The 17,872-nt window shown below is 69.7% G+C and carries 15 protein-coding genes and 1 tRNA gene; 1 reads left to right on the forward strand and 15 read right to left on the reverse strand.

Annotated features, from left to right (window positions below):
* Nucleotides 1-48 precede the first annotated feature (48 nt).
* The 8 genes from ACIQPR_RS00455 to ACIQPR_RS00490 form a co-directional block, all read right to left on the reverse strand.
* Nucleotides 49-1,884, reverse strand: coding sequence for a trypsin-like serine protease (locus ACIQPR_RS00455; RefSeq protein WP_403639694.1), 1,836 nt, complete (start codon nucleotides 1,882-1,884; stop codon nucleotides 49-51).
* Nucleotides 1,885-2,035: 151 nt separating this feature from the next.
* Nucleotides 2,036-4,102, reverse strand: coding sequence for a transcription termination factor Rho (gene rho, locus ACIQPR_RS00460; RefSeq protein WP_403639697.1), 2,067 nt, complete (start codon nucleotides 4,100-4,102; stop codon nucleotides 2,036-2,038).
* 402 nt (nucleotides 4,103-4,504) lie between these two features.
* Nucleotides 4,505-5,446, reverse strand: coding sequence for a homoserine kinase (thrB, locus tag ACIQPR_RS00465; protein ID WP_403639699.1), 942 nt, complete (start codon nucleotides 5,444-5,446; stop codon nucleotides 4,505-4,507).
* A 291-nt stretch (nucleotides 5,447-5,737) separates the two neighbouring features.
* Nucleotides 5,738-6,796 (reverse strand): threonine synthase, encoded by a 1,059-nt coding sequence (gene thrC, locus ACIQPR_RS00470; protein WP_403639702.1) that lies wholly within the window; start codon nucleotides 6,794-6,796, stop codon nucleotides 5,738-5,740.
* Between the two features lie 6 nt (nucleotides 6,797-6,802).
* Nucleotides 6,803-8,095, reverse strand: a complete 1,293-nt coding sequence (locus ACIQPR_RS00475) for a homoserine dehydrogenase (RefSeq protein ID WP_403639705.1) — start codon at nucleotides 8,093-8,095, stop codon at nucleotides 6,803-6,805.
* Nucleotides 8,096-8,256: 161 nt separating this feature from the next.
* Complete coding sequence (gene lysA / locus ACIQPR_RS00480) at nucleotides 8,257-9,654, reverse strand: diaminopimelate decarboxylase (RefSeq protein ID WP_403639708.1); 1,398 nt, start codon at nucleotides 9,652-9,654, stop codon at nucleotides 8,257-8,259.
* A gap of 62 nt (nucleotides 9,655-9,716) precedes the next feature.
* Entirely contained in the window at nucleotides 9,717-10,988 is a 1,272-nt protein-coding gene (gene nrtL, locus ACIQPR_RS00485; RefSeq protein WP_403639711.1) for an ArgS-related anticodon-binding protein NrtL, read from the reverse strand.
* Between the two features lie 234 nt (nucleotides 10,989-11,222).
* A complete protein-coding gene (locus ACIQPR_RS00490) occupies nucleotides 11,223-11,819 on the reverse strand; it encodes a response regulator (RefSeq protein ID WP_403639713.1) in 597 nt (198 codons plus the stop codon).
* Between the two features lie 59 nt (nucleotides 11,820-11,878).
* Here ACIQPR_RS00490 and ACIQPR_RS00495 point away from each other — a divergent pair.
* Nucleotides 11,879-11,950: transfer RNA gene (locus tag ACIQPR_RS00495), tRNA-Arg, on the forward strand.
* A gap of 265 nt (nucleotides 11,951-12,215) precedes the next feature.
* Here the strand turns inward: ACIQPR_RS00495 and ACIQPR_RS00500 are convergent.
* From ACIQPR_RS00500 to ACIQPR_RS00530, 7 genes are all read right to left on the reverse strand, one after another.
* Nucleotides 12,216-13,601 carry a tyrosine-type recombinase/integrase gene (locus ACIQPR_RS00500; RefSeq protein WP_403639716.1) on the reverse strand — a complete coding sequence of 462 codons (1,386 nt, stop codon included), beginning with the start codon at nucleotides 13,599-13,601 and terminating at the stop codon, nucleotides 12,216-12,218.
* Nucleotides 13,598-13,810, reverse strand: a complete 213-nt coding sequence (locus tag ACIQPR_RS00505) for a helix-turn-helix transcriptional regulator (protein WP_403639718.1) — start codon at nucleotides 13,808-13,810, stop codon at nucleotides 13,598-13,600. The genes ACIQPR_RS00500 and ACIQPR_RS00505 overlap by 4 nt, the downstream gene beginning before the upstream one ends.
* Complete coding sequence (locus tag ACIQPR_RS00510; protein WP_403639721.1) at nucleotides 13,800-15,170, reverse strand: replication initiator; 1,371 nt, start codon at nucleotides 15,168-15,170, stop codon at nucleotides 13,800-13,802. The genes ACIQPR_RS00505 and ACIQPR_RS00510 overlap by 11 nt, the downstream gene beginning before the upstream one ends.
* A 361-nt stretch (nucleotides 15,171-15,531) precedes the next feature.
* Nucleotides 15,532-15,822, reverse strand: a complete 291-nt coding sequence (locus ACIQPR_RS00515) for a hypothetical protein (RefSeq protein ID WP_403639724.1) — start codon at nucleotides 15,820-15,822, stop codon at nucleotides 15,532-15,534.
* A gap of 35 nt (nucleotides 15,823-15,857) precedes the next feature.
* Nucleotides 15,858-16,052 (reverse strand): hypothetical protein, encoded by a 195-nt coding sequence (locus ACIQPR_RS00520; protein ID WP_403639727.1) that lies wholly within the window; start codon nucleotides 16,050-16,052, stop codon nucleotides 15,858-15,860.
* 12 nt (nucleotides 16,053-16,064) lie between these two features.
* On the reverse strand, nucleotides 16,065-17,384 hold the full coding sequence (locus ACIQPR_RS00525; RefSeq protein ID WP_403639730.1) for an FtsK/SpoIIIE domain-containing protein: 1,320 nt from the start codon (nucleotides 17,382-17,384) through the stop codon (nucleotides 16,065-16,067).
* The gene (locus ACIQPR_RS00530; RefSeq protein ID WP_403639733.1) at nucleotides 17,384-17,734 is read right to left on the reverse strand and encodes a hypothetical protein; all 351 of its coding nucleotides are present in this window, start codon (nucleotides 17,732-17,734) and stop codon (nucleotides 17,384-17,386) included. The genes ACIQPR_RS00525 and ACIQPR_RS00530 overlap by 1 nt, the downstream gene beginning before the upstream one ends.
* Nucleotides 17,735-17,872 lie beyond the last annotated feature (138 nt).

Consider the following 17,872-nt stretch of genomic DNA (forward strand, 5'->3'; position numbering starts at 1 on the left):
CACTCTGTGTAGTCGAGTCAGCGGGTCAGACCACGCTCACCTGGGATTTCACCCGAAGATGTCGTACTGCTGGAAACCGGTGCCCAGAGACTTCGCTGTGCCGAAGATCTCGCTGGTGGCCTTGCCGGTGCCCGGGTACAGGTACAGCGAGCCGCTCGCGTTGCGGATCAGGAGGTCCGCCTTGCCGTCGCCGTTGAAGTCGCCGACCGCGTCGAACGCGTTGTAGCTGGGCCAGCTGCGCACCTTCACGCGGGCCGCGAAGGCACCCGTGCCGGACTTGCCGGCGCCCTTGTAGAGGTAGACGGCGCCGGTGCTCTTGTTGCGGGCGATGAGGTCGGCCTTGCCGTCGCCGTTGAAGTCGCCGTGGCCGACCACCGCGTTGTACTGGCTCCAGCCGCCGCCGACCCGCGAGGGCGAGGCGAAGGTGCCGTTGCCCTTGCCCGGATAGATCCACAGGACACCGGAGCTGTCGACCGAGATCAGGTCGGGCAGGTAGTCGCCGGTGACATCGCCGGGGGCGATGATCCGGGTGCGGGTCTTCCAGTTGGCGAAGATCTTCGTGCTGGCCCAACTGCCGTCGTCCCGGGCGCTGTTGAGCACGAAGTGGTCCCAGTAGACCGCGCCGGACGTGGTCCGGTAGATCCAGTCCTGGTAGCCGTCCCGGTTCAGGTCGGCCGAGCGGACCAGGTTGACGCCGCCCCAGTCGCCCAGGGAGACGCGGGTGGCCAGCGAGGTGCCCTTGGAGTCCAGCTCGTAGCCCACCTTGCTGGAGGACTTGCGGGCGAAGACGTCGGCCTTGTTGTCGGTGTAGCTGAGGTTGCCGTCGTCGACCTGCGCGTAGGCCGCGCCGACGTACGCGCTGACCTTCGCGAAGACGCCGTAGGACCCCTCGACGACGCAGTCGTGGCCGGCGACGCCGTCGTCGGCGCTCCAGGAGACGACACCGACGATCCGGCCGGCGACGACCAGCGGGCCGCCGGAGTCGCCGTTGCAGATGGCGGTCGTGCCCGTGTCACTGCCGGTGGCGGGCTCGCCCGCGCAGACGTTGTGACCCTTGATGTACAGGCTGCCGTAGGCGCCGGAGCAGGTGGCGTCCGACTGGATCGGCAGCGAGGCCGTCTTCAGCGTCTCGGAGATGTCCTGCGTGGTGGAGCTGGTGCGGCCCCAGCCGTAGACCTTGGCGGTCTTGGCGGCCGTGCCCGTGTACGACGTGGTGTCGGTGTTCGTCGTCATCCGGATCGGGGTCGCCTTGACGGGCGCCGCCAGGGTGAGGACCGCCACGTCGTTGTCGATCGTCGTCGCGTTGTACGACGGGTGGTTCCACTGGCGCAGCACCGCGGTGGCCTGGCCGCCGTGCAGGTCGACGTTGTTGTCGGCGTCGGTGGTCGGCAGCACGGTGGCGCTGGTGACGACCGTGCCGTTCTTGGCCCAGTTGTAGCCCTTGACGCAGTGCGAGGCGGTGAGGATCTTCGACGGCGAGATGACCGAGCCGCCGCAGAAGAAGCCGATGTCGTCGGCCTCGCTGGTGGTGCCCTTGTCGTCGTAGTACCAGAGCTGCGCCATGTACGGCGCGGTGCTGATGGTGGTCGTCGTACCGCCGATGATCTTCGGGCTGGCGGTCGTGGCCGTGGTGCTCGCGCTCCGGGACGACTTCTTGGTCGTCTGACCGGCGATGTCGTCACCGGCCTCGGCGCCCGCGATGCGCTTCTTCAGCGTGTCGAGCGACGGCTGGCTGACGACGGGCTTCGCGGTCGGCGTCGGCAGCGCGGTGGCCGCGCCGGCGGACGTCGTCATCAGCGCGGCGGCCACGGCGGCGGCGACACCGACCGCGGCGACCGGCAGACCGAAACGGATCCGGCGTCTGTGCCGACCGGCCCCAGGCATGGGCGTACCCATTCAAGTCCCCCCTCGGGATCAGAAGTTCGGACGATCGTCGAAAACGAGTCCGAAGGGCGTGATCCTACAGCGGGGCACCGACAACGCGGAGGGCCGCCCCCGGAGCACGGGGACGGCCCTCCTAAGACGCTGACTTCCCTCAGTCCCCGTTGCCCGGAGTCGGGGTCGTCTTCTGGATCTGGAGCAGGAACTCCGCGTTCGACTTCGTCTGCTTCATCTTGTCGAGGAGCAGCTCGATCGCCTGCTGCTGGTCGAGCGCGTGCAGCACCCGGCGCAGCTTCCAGGTGATGGCCAACTCGTCGCTGCCGAGCAGGATTTCTTCCTTACGGGTACCGGACGCGTCGACGTCCACCGCGGGGAAGATGCGCTTGTCGGCGAGCTTCCGGTCGAGCTTGAGCTCGGCGTTGCCGGTGCCCTTGAACTCCTCGAAGATGACCTCGTCCATGCGCGAGCCGGTGTCGACGAGCGCGGTCGCGAGGATGGTCAGCGAACCGCCGTCCTCGATGTTGCGCGCGGCGCCGAAGAAGCGCTTGGGCGGGTACAGCGCCGTCGAGTCGACACCACCGGAGAGGATGCGGCCGGAGGCGGGCGCGGCCAGGTTGTAGGCACGGCCCAGACGCGTGATCGAGTCGAGCAGGACGACGACGTCGTGGCCCAGCTCCACCAGGCGCTTGGCGCGCTCGATGGCCAGCTCCGCGACCGTGGTGTGGTCCTCGGCCGGGCGGTCGAAGGTCGAGGAGATGACCTCGCCCTTCACCGACCGCTGCATGTCGGTGACCTCTTCCGGACGCTCGTCGACCAGGACGACCATCAGGTGGCACTCGGGGTTGTTGTGCGTGATCGCGTTGGCGATGGCCTGCATGATCATGGTCTTGCCGGTCTTCGGCGGGGCCACGATCAGACCGCGCTGGCCCTTTCCGATGGGCGCGACGAGGTCGATGATGCGGGTCGTCAGCACGCCCGGGTCGGTCTCCAGACGGAGCCGGTCCTGCGGGTACAGCGGCGTCAGCTTGTTGAACTCCGGCCGCCCGCGGCCGTGTTCGGGCGCCATGCCGTTGACCGAGTCGAGGCGCACCAGCGCGTTGAACTTCTCGCGGCGCTCGCCCTCCTTCGGCTGGCGGACCGCGCCGGTGACGTGGTCGCCCTTGCGCAGGCCGTTCTTGCGGACCTGGGCGAGGGAGACGTAGACGTCGTTCGGGCCCGGCAGGTAGCCGGAGGTACGGATGAACGCGTAGTTGTCGAGGATGTCGAGGATGCCCGCGACGGGGATCAGCACATCGTCGTCGGCGACCTGCGGCTCGCCCGCGGCGCCACCGAACTCGTCACGGCCGCGACGGCCCCGGCGGTCGCGGTACCGGCCGCGACGGCCACGGCGTCCGCCGTCGAAGTCGTCGTCGTCCTGCGGGCCGTTGTCGCGCGGCTGCCGGTCCTGACGGTCCTGGCGGCCACCGCTCTGCTGCTGGCCCTGCTGCTGGCGGTCCTGCCGGCCGCCGCCCTGCTGGCGGTCCTGCTGCTGGCCGCCGCCCTGCTGCTCGTCGCCCTTGCGGCGGTCGCCGCGCTCGCGGTCCTGGCGGCCACCGCGCTCGCGGCGGTCCCGGCGGCCCTGGCGGCCGTCGTCACCGGCGTCGCCCCTGGCCTCGCCCTGCGCGGCGGCGGGCGTCTCGGCCCTCGGCTCGCTCTTGACCTCGGCGACGACCGTCTCCGGGCTGCCCGCCTCGGCGGTCGCACGGCGCCGACGACGCTCGACCGGAGCGTCCTCTCCCCCACGCTCGACTTCGCTCGCGCGGGAGGGGCCCCCAGCGGGCTGGCCGGGGATCTCGATCTGCTGCTGGGCCACGGCCTTCTCGGCGGCGACCTTCTCGGCCTTCTGCTCGGCCGGGGCAGCCGTCTCCTCGCCCGTACGGGTCTTGGAGGTGGCGCGGCGCTTGGGCTTGGTCTCGGTGGCGGTCTCGGCCTTGGCCGGAGCACCTCCGCCCGCCTGCGCCTCCTTGATGACCTCGATCAGCTGGCTCTTGCGCATGCGCGCGGTGCCCCTGATGCCGAGGCCGGATGCGACCTGCTGAAGCTCGGCCAGCACCATGCCGTCGAGGCCGGTACCGCGGCGCCGCCGGGAGCCGGCACCGGTGGCAGGCGCGGAGGCGTCCGTGGCGGGCGCGGCAGCGGTCTCCTCGACACGTGCGCCCATCAGATCGGTGGTGTCGCTCACGAAGGGTCCTTCCCTGGAGCGGACGTCGGCCTGTCTGGCTCGGCGACCGGTTGTGCTGTCCGGCTTCGGTCCTTGCTGTGTGAACCGTGCCGGGGCGGTGGTCCGCCTAAGCGGCGGAAGAGATTTCTGGTGACGGCGCTTCCCAGAGCAGTGGCACCGAGTGGCTGTGTCACGTTGCTTGGTCGCACCAATTCCGGAGCTTTCCCGGCTTCCGGAGCGTGCCCGGCGAACCACTCAGTGCCCGGACGGAACAGAGTGTGGTTTGGGAGGCTCCCGGAAGAATGTCTGTCCCTGACGGGGACAACAAGCACCTCGCCATGGTGGGGTCGGGTGCAGACTTGAGATTAACACTACCGGATCCAACAAACATTCCCCCTCTCGAAATCCGGCGACGGTACGTAGTCAATTGCCGCTCGGGGCGCTGCTCGGGGCCGCGAGCGGCAGCACGCACGCGCCCTGTCCGTCGAGGTCGAGCCGGTTGGCGGCCCAGCCCTCACCGGCGAGATGGGCCACCTTGTCGGCGTTGTCGGCGTCGACGAGGGCCAGCACGGTGGGCCCGGCACCGGAGATGACGGCCGGCACCCCGTCCGCGCGCAGCCGCTCCACGAGCGCGGCGCTCTCGGGCATGGCCGGGGCCCGGTACTCCTGGTGCAGCCGGTCCTCGGTGGCGGGCAGCAGCAGCTCGGGGCGCCGGGTGAGGGCCTCGACGAGCAGTGCGGCGCGGCCCGCGTTGGCGGCGGCGTCGACGTGCGGGACGTTGCGCGGGAGCAGGCCGCGCGCGGTCTCGGTGAGGACGGGCTTCCCGGGCACGAAAACCACCGGAACGATGGAATCGGCGGGGTCCATCCTGATCGCCCGCGCGGCGCCCGCGTCCATCCAGGAGAGCGTGAAGCCGCCCAGCAGACAGGCCGCCACGTTGTCGGGGTGGCCCTCGATCTCGGTGGCGAGCTCCAGCAGGGCCGTGTCGTCGAGCCTGGAGTCCCCGCCTATGGTCACGGCACGCGCGGCAACGATGCCCGCGCAGATGGCGGCGGAGGAGGAGCCCAGGCCGCGGCCGTGCGGAATGCGGTTGGCGCAGACGATCTCCAGGCCGCGCGGCTGTCCGCCGAGCAGGTCGAAGGCGGTGCGCAGGGACCGTACGAGGAGGTGGTTCTCGTCGCGCGGGAGGGTCTCGCTGCCCTCGCCCGCGATGTCGATGAGCAGCCCGGAGTCGGCGACACGGACGACGACGTCGTCGTAGAGCCCCAGCGAGAGGCCGAAGGCGTCGAAGCCCGGGCCGAGGTTGGCGCTGGTGGCGGGGACGCGCACCCGGACGGCGGCGGCGCGGAAGGCTGGACCGGCCATCGCTCGATGACTCTCCTTGAGCTGCGTGATTGTCGAAGACATTCGATGAAGTGCGATGAAGTTCGATGACATCCGATAGGTACGTGGAGACCCTCGGGCCGTGGAGACGGCGCGGTGCCGAGCCATGCGCGCAGGCATATGCGGCGGGCGGGTTCGGTACAGCCTATCGAAGGAAGGTTCTGTGGCGACATAGGGCGCACAGGAGGCGCACGATGCGTGTCGTAAGCCCCCTGTGCACCCCCCGTGGGGATCTTCCGGGGATCTCCCCCACGGGGCGGGTCACATGTCGTTCTACGCGAGTCCCAGTCGCTCGGCGGCCGTCGCCGCGTCGACCGGGACGGTGACGGGCTGCGGGGCGCCCGCGACGGCCCAGTCCGGGTCCTTGAGACCGTTTCCGGTCACCGTGCAGACGATGGTCTGGCCCGGGTCGACCTTGCCCTGCTCGGCGGCCTTCAGCAGACCGGCGACGGAGGCGGCGGAGGCGGGCTCGACGAAAACACCCTCCTGCGCGGCCAACAGCCGGTAGGCGCGCAGGATCTCACGGTCCGTCACCTCGTCGATGAACCCGCCGGACTCGTCCCGCGCGGCGAGCGCGTACTGCCAGGAGGCCGGGTTGCCGATGCGGATCGCGGTGGCGATGGTCGAGGGGTCCTTGACGATCTCGCCGCGCACGATGGGCGCGGAACCGGACGCCTGGAAGCCCCACATGCGCGGGGTCTTCGCGGCGATGCCGTCGCCGGCGTACTCCTTGTAGCCCTTCCAGTACGCGGTGATGTTGCCCGCGTTGCCCACCGGCAGGACGTGCACGTCGGGCGCGTCGCCGAGCATGTCGACGATCTCGAAGGCGGCCGTCTTCTGGCCCTCGATGCGCACCGGGTTGACCGAATTCACCAGCGCCACAGGGTAGTTGTCGCTCAGCTCGCGGGCGAGGGTGAGGCAGTCGTCGAAGTTCCCGTCGACCTGGAGGATCTTCGCGCCGTGCACGAGGGCCTGGCCCATCTTGCCGAGCGCGATCTTCCCGCGCGGCACGAGGACGGCGCAGACCATCCCGGCGCGCACCGCGTAGGCGGCGGCGGACGCGGAGGTGTTGCCGGTGGAGGCGCAGATGACGGCCTGCGCGCCCTCCTCCTTGGCCCGCGTGATGGCCATGGTCATACCGCGGTCCTTGAAGGACCCGGTGGGGTTGGCGCCCTCCACCTTGAGGTGGACCTCGCAGCCGGTGCGCTCGGAGAGCACCTGCGCGGGCACGAGGGGCGTGCCGCCCTCACGGAGGGAGACGACCGGCGTGCTGTCGGACACCGGGAGCCGGTCCCGGTACTCCTCGATGATTCCGCGCCACTGGTGGGTCATTGCTGGTTACTCTCCTTCAACCCGCATGATGCTGGCGACACCCCGCACGGTGTCGAGCTTGCGCAGCGCCTCGACGGTCCCGCCCAGGGCGGCGTCGGACGCGCGGTGCGTGACGACGACGAGAGAGGCCTCGCCGTCCTTCCCCTGCTGCCGAACCGTATCGATCGAGACACCGTGCTCGGCGAACACGGTGGCGACCTGTGCGAGAACACCCGGTTTGTCGGCGACGTCGAGGCTGATGTGGTACCGCGTGACGACCTCGCCCATGCCGGACACGGGCAGTCCGGCGTACGCCGACTCGCCGGGCCCGGTGGTCGAGTTGAGCCGGTTGCGGCACACGGCGACGAGGTCGCCGAGCACGGCGGAGGCGGTGGGGGCGCCGCCCGCTCCGGGGCCGTAGAACATCAGCTGCCCGGAGGCGTCGGACTCGACGAACACGGCGTTGTAGGCGCCGCGCACGGAGGCCAGCGGGTGGCTGAGGGGGATCATGGCGGGGTGCACGCGCGCGGTGACGGAGCCGCCGTCCTCGGCCCGCTCGCAGATGGCGAGCAGCTTGATGGTGCAGCCCATGTTCTTCGCGGAGGCGAAGTCGGCGGCGGTGACCTCGGTCATGCCCTCGCGGTAGACGTCGTCGAGACGCACGCGCGTGTGGAAGGCGATCCCGGCCAGGATGGCGGCCTTGGCGGCGGCGTCGAATCCTTCGACGTCGGCGGTGGGGTCGGCTTCCGCGTACCCGAGGGCGGTGGCCTCGTCGAGGGCCTCCTGGTATCCGGCGCCTGTGCTGTCCATCTTGTCGAGGATGAAGTTGGTCGTCCCGTTGACGATCCCGAGCACGCGGTTGACCTTGTCCCCGGCGAGGGACTCGCGCAGCGGCCGGATCAGCGGGATGGCACCGGCGACGGCGGCCTCGTAGTACAGGTCCTTGCCGTGCCGCTCGGCGGCGGCGTGCAGCGCGGCGCCGTCCTGGGCGAGCAGCGCCTTGTTGGCGGAGACGACGGAGGCGCCGTGCTCGAAGGCGGTGGTGATGAGGGACCGGGCGGGCTCGATCCCGCCGATGACCTCGACCACGACGTCGATGTCGCCGCGTTTGACCAGCTCCGTCGCGTCGGTGGTGACGAGGGCGGGGTCGATGCCCTCGCGCACCTTGGAGGGCCGCCGTACCGCGACCCCCGCGAGCTCGATGGGCGCGCCGATGCGGGCGGCGAGGTCGTCGGCGTGCGTCGTCATGATGCGCGCCACCTCTGAGCCGACCACTCCACAGCCCAGCAGCGCCACTTTCAGCGGACGCGTACGCATCATCCGACCTCGTTTCCTCATACCGTCATCGGTTGCACCAGTCTCACTCACCGGACGGGAGTTTCTATCCATGGTCCGGATCGTGAGACATCGATTTCATTTTCACAGGGGCGGAAGACGGAAGATCTTCCGCCCCTGTTTCCGTTCTCCGGACCCGCTCCGGCTCAGCCGACGTCGAGCCGGAGCAGATCCTCCTCGGTCTCCCGCCGCACGATGACCCGCGACTCACCGTCCTTCACGGCGACGACCGGCGGCCGGAGCACATGGTTGTAGTTGCTGGCCATGGAACGGCAGTACGCCCCGGTGGCCGGTACGGCGATCAGATCACCCGGCGCCAGGTCCCCCGGCAGGAACGCGTCCTTGACCACGATGTCCCCGCTCTCGCAGTGCTTGCCGACCACGCGCGCGAGCATCGGCTCGGCATCGGAGCGCCGGGACACGAGAGCGACGCTGTACTCGGCGTCGTAGAGCGCGGTCCGAATGTTGTCGGACATCCCGCCGTCGACCGAGACATAGGTCCGCAACCCGTCAAGAGGCTTGATGGTGCCGACCTCGTACAGCGTGAACGCGGTCGGCCCGACGATGGCGCGCCCGGGTTCGACGGAGATACGCGGCGTCCGCAGCTTCGCCGAGTCGCACTCGCGGGTGACGATCTCGGTGAGCGCCTTGGCGATCTCGTGGGGTTCGCGGGGGTCGTCGTCGCTGGTGTAGGCGATGCCGAGCCCGCCCCCCAGGTCGATCTCGGGCAGCTCGACACCGTGCTCGTCCCGAATGTCCTTCAGCAGCCCGACGACGCGATGCGCGGCGACCTCGAACCCGGACATGTCGAAGATCTGCGACCCGATGTGACTGTGAATCCCGATCAGCTCCAGCCCGTCGAGCTGAAGAGCCCGCCGTACGGCCTCGGCGGCCTGCCCCCCGGCGAGCGGAATCCCGAACTTCTGGTCCTCATGCGCGGTGGCGATGAACTCGTGGGTGTGCGCCTCCACGCCCACGGTGATCCGGATCTGCACCCGCTGCCGCTTGCCGAGGGACTGTGCGATGTGGGCGACGCGCACGATCTCCTGGAAGGAGTCGAGAACGATCCGCCCGACCCCCTCCCGGACGGCCCGCTCGATCTCCTCCGCCGACTTGTTGTTGCCGTGGAAGGCGATGCGGTCGGCGGGCATGCCGGCGGAAAGGGCGGTGGCCAGCTCGCCCCCCGAGCACACATCGAGATTGAGCCCCTCCTCGTGCAGCCACCGCACGACGGCACGGGACAGGAACGCCTTGCCGGCGTAGAAGACGTCGGCGTCGTGCCCGAAGGCGGTACGCCAGGCCCGCGCCCGCTGCCGGAAGTCGGCCTCGTCGAGCACGTAGGCGGGGGTGCCGTGCCGCTCGGCGAGCGTCTTCACGTCGATCCCGCCGACGGTGACGACACCGTTCGCGTCGTCGTCGCGGGTGACGGTCTGGGCCCACACCTTGGGGTCGAGTTCATTGAGATCGGCGGCGGGACCGGAGTAGTGCCCCTCGGGCAGGACATCGGCGTGACGGGGCCCGGCGGGATGTGCGGAACGGCTCATGTCGTGTTCTCTTCTGTCTCTTCCTGGCGCTCGGACCGGCCGGCTCTGCGGAGTCCTGGCGCTCAGAGATGTTCGGGTGCGTCGATGCCGAGCAGGGAAAGGCCACCGGCCAGCACCGCCCCGGCGGCTTCGGCGAGCGCGAGCCGGGCACGGTGGGCGGCCAAGGGTTTCTCGTCACCGAGCGGCAGCACCGCGGAAAGCAGCGGAAGCACCGCATCCGCTACGGCGACCAGGTGACGGGCGAGCAGATCGGGTGCACGGTGCGCTGCCGCGCGGGAGAGGACGCGGGGGTGGTCGGCGAGAAGGGGAACGACCTGGTCGAGGCCGTCCGGTGCGTCTCGGATGTTCCGTGCGTTCCGCGTGTTCCGCGTGTCCTGAGCATTTCGCACGTCCTGTGCGTCTCGTACGTCGCCGGGTTCGGCGGTGAAACCGAGGTCCGCGGCGTTACGGCTGACGGCCCGGGTGCGGGCGTAGGCGTAACGGACCCGGAAGAGAGGGTTGGCCTCCCGCTGCACGAGGTGCTGGGTGGTGAGGCGGGGCCGGTCATGACCGGCGGGAAGGAGAAGGGCCCAGCGGGCGGCGTCGGGGCCGAGGGCGAGGAGGGCGGGGAGATCGGGGGTGGGGACGGGGAGGGGGCGTACGTCGAAGTGGGTGGGTTCTGCGAGGCCGCCGGGTTCGTCGAGGCCGGTGGGTTCCTGGGGCGCGCGGTATGAGTCACCGCCGGCGACACCGAGGGCGGCCGCCCAGGCAGGCTCGGGCGACGGGGACTTCTCGGCCCCGGTCTGGACGCGGACGCCCTGTGAGCGCAGGAGACGCGCGACGACGTCCAGGACGACGAGGGCGCGGGGCTCGTAGGGGGCGTGGAGACGCAGGGGGCGGGTGTCGGGGCGGGTGTGGTTGCCGGTGGCGAGGCCGTCGCTGAAAGGGCCGTCGCTGGCGGGCTCGTTGACCTCGGACTCGTTGATCTCGGACTCGTTGATGACGGGGTCGTCGACGAACCCGTACCGGCGTCCACGTCGCAGGATCTCGGCGACGAGCGCGGTGGACGCCGTACTCCCCAGACGGATGTTGAGAAACCCGGGCCCGGTGATCTCGACACCACTGACACCGCGCGCGTCGGCGAGATGCGGCAACAGCAGCTCGGCGACGCGACGGGGGCTCTCTCCGGCGGGCCGGGCGAGCTGAAGGGCGATGTTGGTGGCGTAGTCCCCCGACCCGCCGGCCCCCGGCACGGTCACCGAGACGGCGTCCGGCACGGTCACGCTCAGCTCCCCGTCCTCGACAGCACGACGCACCGCGCGCAGCACGGTACGGGAGAGCTCGACGGGGGTCACGGGACAAGCGTAGGGGAGGAGGGGGGTGGGTAGGCCAGCTGGTTTGGCCATGGTCCGGGATGTGGACGCGGGGGTGCGGGGGGGGGGCAGTGCCGCAGCTGGCGAGAAGGAAGACGGGGAGGAAGAGGAGAAGGAGACGAGACGGAGACGGGACAGGTGGGATAGGTGGGACAGGCGAGGCAGACGGGGTGGTGCGGATGCCGAAGATGCACACACGTCCCGAGGACGCTTCACTCACCCGCCGGTACGGCCACCCCGTCCGGCCCGTTCGGCCTCACCCGCGCCGAAGGGGCCGCCGATGGACAGCCCACCGGTCGCGCCCTGCTGCCCACGCTCGACCAACTGCCGTACGAGCGCGATGAGTTCGGATGGTTCGAAGGGCTTGGCGAGGAACGCGTCGACGCCGACGTCGAGCCCGCTGTCGACCTCGTGCTGAGTGCACGCGCTGACGATGGCGAGGGGCAGATCACGGGTACGGGGGTCGCCGCGCAGCCGAGCGGCGGTACGCAATCCGTCCAGCCGGGGCATGACGACATCGAGGGTCACCGCGTCGGGCCGCACCTGATGGATGACGTCCAGGCACTCGGCACCATCGGCCGCGGTCACGACCTCGAAACCCTCCAGTTCGAGATTGACCCTGATCAACTGCCGGATGACCTTGTTGTCGTCCACAACAAGCACCCGACCCGACGCGCCTGGCACAAGTCGAGAGTAGGTCCGGACCGGCCACCGCGTCCGGGTTTTCCCCACTTCCAACCCCTGCGAGCGACCCGAGCCCCCACTCCGACCACGCGCCTGACCACGCCCCTGACCACTGAGAAACCTGTTCATGAACACCGGTACGGAGCTGGTAGGGTTCTACCCGTCGCAACGAACACCGCGACGAACACGCCCCCGTAGCTCAGGGGATAGAGCAACGGCCTCCGGAGCCGTGTGCGCAGGTTCGAATCCTGCCGGGGGCACCTTGCATGAGGTGCCCAAAGACCCCGCCATCAGTGCTTTCGCTGAGGACGGGGTCTTCGCGTATATGCAGGCGGATGCCGCCGGAAGCAGCCGTTTGTCAGTGATCACGTAATGACGACGTAATGATCTTGGTGGGCTTTCCCGCAGGTCAGCAGCCTTTTCAGGGGCCCCTGGGCGTAGCCGTGTGGACTATACGTGGACTGACGAACGGGAGCCCCGAACCTCTGCGGTCCGGGGCTCCCGTTCGTCGCTCATGCCGTTATGTCAGTCCGGGCCGTCCTCCTCCCCCAGCCCCTGCATGATCCGGTCGTTCATCTCTTGCTCCTGGCCGTCGATGCACTTGGCGTAGATCTTCAGGAGGACGTCCACCGAGTGGCCAGCGCGAGCGGCGACCTCCGGGGCCGACACACCGGAGTTGAGCCACTGGGAGACTCCGGCATGGCGGAGGTCGTACGGCCGGAAGGCCAGGACCGACGACACCTGATCCGGCATGAGCGCCAGTTCCCGAGCCTGTTTCCACGCCCGCGAGTAGGACGAGGCCGCGATCACGTTGCCCCGCTCGCTGGAGAAAAGGCGGCCGTCCTCCGCCGTACCAAACTCCTTCAGATGCTCACGGAGCAGCCGCACGAGCGGAGGCGGAATCGGCACGATGCGCACCTCACCGTGAGCCCGCTGCTTCAGCCCCCGCCGGTCGTGCGCCTCGCCGGAGTCGGTCCACGCCTTCCCAGCGGTCGGACGGGTCTCCGTCAACTCGATACGGCCCCAGCCCGACGCCGGAAGCGTGCAGTCGGAGCGGCGTAGCCCGAGCGCCTCCCCCGGTCGCATGGCCGCGTAGTACAGGCATCCGAAGAACGCCCGTAGCCGCCGCCCGCTCGCCCGGTCGTAGCCGCCCACGTAGGTGAGCGCGGTGAGCAACTCCCGGGCCTGCCGTGGGTTGACCACAACCCGGCGGTCGACTTCCTGTACCGCGCGCTTGCCTCGCTTGCGCCGAACGCGGCTCAGCGGGTTGGAAGTGAGGTGTTCCAACTCCACGGCGTATTCAAGGGAGTTGAAGACCACCGCGCGCCGACGCCGATACGTCTGAGTGGCTGCAGGCTTGCCGTCCAGCCTCCGCCCCAACGCGTCGATCAGCTCATGCACACGAGCGATCTCATGCAACTCCCCCACCGGAAGCGATGCCTTTTCGATCCAGCGCACCACCGAGGCGATCTCGTCGGGCCGCTCCCGCTCCCGACGGGGAACCGGCAGGACATACGAGCGCAGAGCCCGCCGCAGCACCTCGGGAGCAGGCCGCCCCCGCCCTGGCTTGACCAGGGCGGGAACGACCGTCGCCAGTGCATCGGTCATGCTGTCCCGCTGCTTGGCTGACGCTTCGGCCCACCGCACGTCCACGTACTTTCGTGCCAGGTCGAGGAAGGACAGCGCCGCCTTCCCACCGCGCAGCGAGTCGGGCAACCCGGTGACGGTGTCGAACGGTTCGCCCTTGTCAGCGGCTCGAAGCAGCTTGGCCCGGAAACGATCGGCCAGTGCCGTCGTCTTGAACGACTCGTGAAACGGTTCCCCGTCCACGGACCAACGGACGAGATGGGTGGGCTTCTTGGCGGACCGGTTGATGCTCAGTTTCCAGATGACGACCTTGTACGACTTCACGACGCCGCCCCCTCCGCACGGTCCTCCAACCAGTCGTTGAGCACGTCACGCCGTACCCGGAGCTCACCGTTCGGCAGCCGGATGCAGGCCGGAGCGAGGCGCAGTTCCCGCCAGCGGTAGAAGGTGCGCCGGGAGACGCCGCCCAGTTCGTCGAGGACCTGGCGCACGGTGAGCAGCTCGGCCGCCTTGGTACGGGAGTCACGCGCCATGGGGAGCACCGCCCTCCCGCACCGACGCGGCTAGGAGCGCGGCTTCCGGCGAGTAGCCGCGCCCCGCGTAACGCCACTGACCGACCATGACCGTCGGGCGGTCGGCCAGGCCGAGGGAGGCCCGCTGTTGCTCCGCCCGATGGTCGGCACGGGCCCGCCGGAGGGCCGTCAGCGTGGTCGAGTAACGGCGCGACTTGCTGGAGAAGTGGCCGCCGTATCCGAGCATGTGAGCCCAGCGACGCAGCCCGAGCGGCTCGAACTCCGGTAAGCCACCCAGCCACCAGCACGTACCGATCATGCGCAGGACGTGCGCTCGTACCGGCAGCATGACCATGTCGCGCGAATGACGGATACGACCGTCCACCGCACCGGCGGACTCGGCTCCCTTGGTTGCGTACTTGGCGATGTAACCCGCCACGGTGGCCGCGGAGGCAGGCTGCTCCCCCGCGTCCCGCCGGTACGACGTGACCGGACGTACGTCGACCTGGGCACCGAAGCGAAGTACCCGGGGACCGATGACGCGCGCACCGGGAGCGGTCAGGCTGACACGACCGGCCACGGCCCGTACAGCGTCAACCAGGAGCGGGACGGTCCCCCAGGCAGGCGTATCCGAGTCGGGTCCGTCCGGGCCGTCGAGGCGGATCACGGCATGGAAGTGGATCAGACCCCGCCGCTGGTACTCGGCGACCTTCGCGTACGAGAGTCGGGCGACTTCCCCGAACTCCGTACGCGACAGACCGGCCCGCCGTGCGACCTCCCGCCGCAGCTCCAGCCCGAACCGGTGCCACAGCCGACCCGCGAACGCGTGCCAGAGGGCCGCCCCCGCGTAGTCGTAGCAGCGCGGGCAGAGCGGCTCACCGAGACGGGGATCATCCGCCGAGTGCCGCTCGCGGCAGCCGGCCGGAGCCGCATGCGGGCAGCAGTCTCCGACCCGCCGAGGCCGACAGGGCAGCACGCGCCCGTCACGCTCACGGCGCGTGTGGACCGGGCCGAAGCCGGGAGCGGTGAGGGTGGCGAACACCCGCGGGCGACCGCTCACCGCTTCCGGCACCTCCTTGCCTCCGACGAGACCGGCACGAACGAGTTGGTACGTGTCCGCCCGGTACACAGCCGAGCAGGCCGGGCAGACCGTCGCCCGCCGGTTGCCGCATGCAGTGAGCAGGCGACCGCCGTAGACGTCCGAGCCGTAGGAGAGCAGAGCCGCGCCGGTCGTCGTGTCGTAGACGGTGGCCGCGCCGACCAGGTGAATCGGGTTGGTGCAGCCACCGAGACGGACGATGTTCCGGCGCCAGGCCGAGAACTCCGGCTCAGACGCCCTGGCGACGAGAGCGGCAACGTTTTGCGGAAAGACGGTGGTCATCGGCGACCACCCCCGTCGCCGAACGCCTGCCCCATCACGGCCGAGATCCCTTCCGGCCGAGTCTTGGCGCTGAAGCGGAGCGTCGGGTCCGTGAGCCAGACGGCCGCCGCGTGCGCGGGACACAGCCACTGCTCGGTTCCGTCGAGTTCGACGAGGACGATCTGTTCCCGTCCGGCACAGGTCGAGACCTGTGCGTCACGCTGTCTGAGGTCGCAGTCGAGTGGCGGGGATTTGCGCGAATGATGCGCGGTGGACAAAGTGTGAGTGCTCCTTTCACTGCTCATGTGGCGGATGGAGTGGGTTCCTGACGGGGTCGGGTTTGGCGACTTCGCGCCCCGTCGGGAGCCCGTCGTACGGGCGATCACTGCCGTTCCTCGGGAGGAATCCCGAGGGCGCTGTACGAGATCGGTCCGAAGTCGCGGCGTGCGTCGAAGTAGCCCCGGCCGATGTCCTCCGTCGGCACGCCGAGCGGAACGGCGACGAACTCCACCCCGTCGCGGCGAGCGACGGAGTCGGAGGCGTCGACCAGGACGACGACGGATGCGTGACGCGGTACGACGACGGCCGGATTGGCGGTCAGGAAGTCGACCAGCTCCCGCAGGCCGGCCAGGAAGGCGGCGCGGTCACCGGCACGGATGACGTAGTCGGACACAGGAAGTCCCCTTGTCTGGTCTGTAGTGGGGCGTTTCAGAAGCGGAGTTGGCCGAGGAAGCCGTTCACTCCGTCGAGGAATGCCTGAACCACGGGCGCGGCCATGGTCCGGGAGAGCAGGAAGCCGAAGGCTCCGCAGAGCAGCGCCTCGGCCCACCTGAGGTAGCGGATGCGCAGGAGGAACCAGATCAGCAGGCCGAGCAGCAGAACGGCCGACATGGACACCAGCACGGCAGTCCCCTCTCACAGCGCTTCGACGTGCAGTTCGGACAGGACGGGAGTCAGGTGCGCGTACTCGGCGGCGACGGCTTCCGCCTCCGCTTCCGTGATCAGGTGGGACCGGGCGCGTTCCCAGCCGTCACCGGGAGCGAGGACCGCCGTACCGGCCTGTTCCGGGGTGATGGCCTGCGCCGCCTTCAACGCGTCGGGGTTGAGGTCGCCAAGCGCCATCTCGGCCGTGCCGGGGTCCGCCACGCGATGGCACACCCGGCCGCCCAGCTGTGCCCGCAGCGCGGTGACACCGGGCCCCAGGTCGGAGCCGACGCGTTGGCCGGCCACGACGAGGAACACCCCAAGTGCCGCCCCGAGTTGGGCCAGCCGGATCAGTGCCGTACCGGCCGCATGCGCTTCGTCCTTCTCGCTCCGACTCGCCACGAGGAACAGTTCCGCGATCTCGTCGACGATCACCACGACGGGAACCGGGCGTTCGTCATCGCTCAGACCCCAGATGTTCCGGACGCGAGCCGCCCGGCAGAGGGTCATCCGGTCAAGAGTCAGGTCGACGAGGGCAGCCAGCAGCCGGACCGCTTGCTCTCGGTTGGTCGCGAGGGCGGACAACCGCGGTTCGTAGAGGGACAGTTCCATTCCGCCTTTGCAGTCGATCCCGACCAAGGCGACGGGTTGCGGAGCGAGGCCCGCCACGAGGGCATTGATCAGCGTCGACTTGCCTGAGCGGGTGGCCCCGACGATCAGCCAGTGAGGAACGCGCCGCAGGTCGACCACCCACGCGGCCCCGGTCTCCAGGGCGCCCACGGTCACCCGAAGCAGATGGCCGGGCCCACGCTGCTTCGGCACCCGAGGATCGGCCAACGGGTCGGCCGCCGAGGCGACGATCCGTACGACCCCCGGTTTCCAGGAGGTCACCCGCACCACATGCACCTGCCAGTTCTCAGCCATGGCGGGCGCAGCCTTGACGAAGTGCTCCGGCACCTGGCCCGGCAGCAGTCGGACGAGCATGACGAAGCCGCTGGAGGTCGGGCGTATGAGTCCCCGCCGCGGCACTCGCGGCTGCGGCGGAGGCGCGCCTTTACCGACGAGCCCTGACACCACGGTCAGCGCTGGTCGACGGCTCACGGCGAGCCCGCAGCCAGCCATCAGAGGTCGCCAGGTGTGCACGACCTGGAACACTGCGGCGGGAAATCCACACAGCAGCCACCAGGCGACTGGATAGCAGCGGCGCAGGGCCGGGCCCGCCAGAAGCAGACCCGACACCAGCACTGCGGCCACCACCAGGAGCCAACTCGGCCACGTCTCACCGGCCGAAGCGGCGGAGGCCAGCGTCATCACTGACTGGCCCCCTTACCCGCCGGAGTGGCGGGAGCGCTCAGGGGCCGGATCTCCGCCGCGCGGAACGCGATCCCGTGCCGCCCCTCGTTCTCCCACGGCGTGGCCACCAGGTCCCGCACGGCCACCGGCATACCGAGCTGTACACCGGCCGGCTCACCGGCCACGCTCACGTTCACGACGTCGGCCGACGTCCCCGCCATCAGGCAGAGGCCGACCTGATACACGGTCTTGCCCGTGTCGCGGTCAACGCGGAGTTGACCGGTCTCACGGTTGGCGACCCGCGGAGCCGGGGGAACGGCACAGATGATCCCCGAGAACTTCGCGGTGTCGATCGGAAGGCTTGCCACTGTTCGGATCTCCTTCATCTTCGGCATCCGTAGGCCAACCCTACGGATTGCTAGACCACCCGTAGTACGGGTAACGAAGACAAGAGTGACCACCCGTAGTACGGGTTGTCAACCGACCTAGCGATGAGCGAAGCTGTC

It is taken from the genome of Streptomyces sp. NPDC091280, assembly GCF_044768565.1.
Classification (GTDB): domain Bacteria; phylum Actinomycetota; class Actinomycetes; order Streptomycetales; family Streptomycetaceae; genus Streptomyces.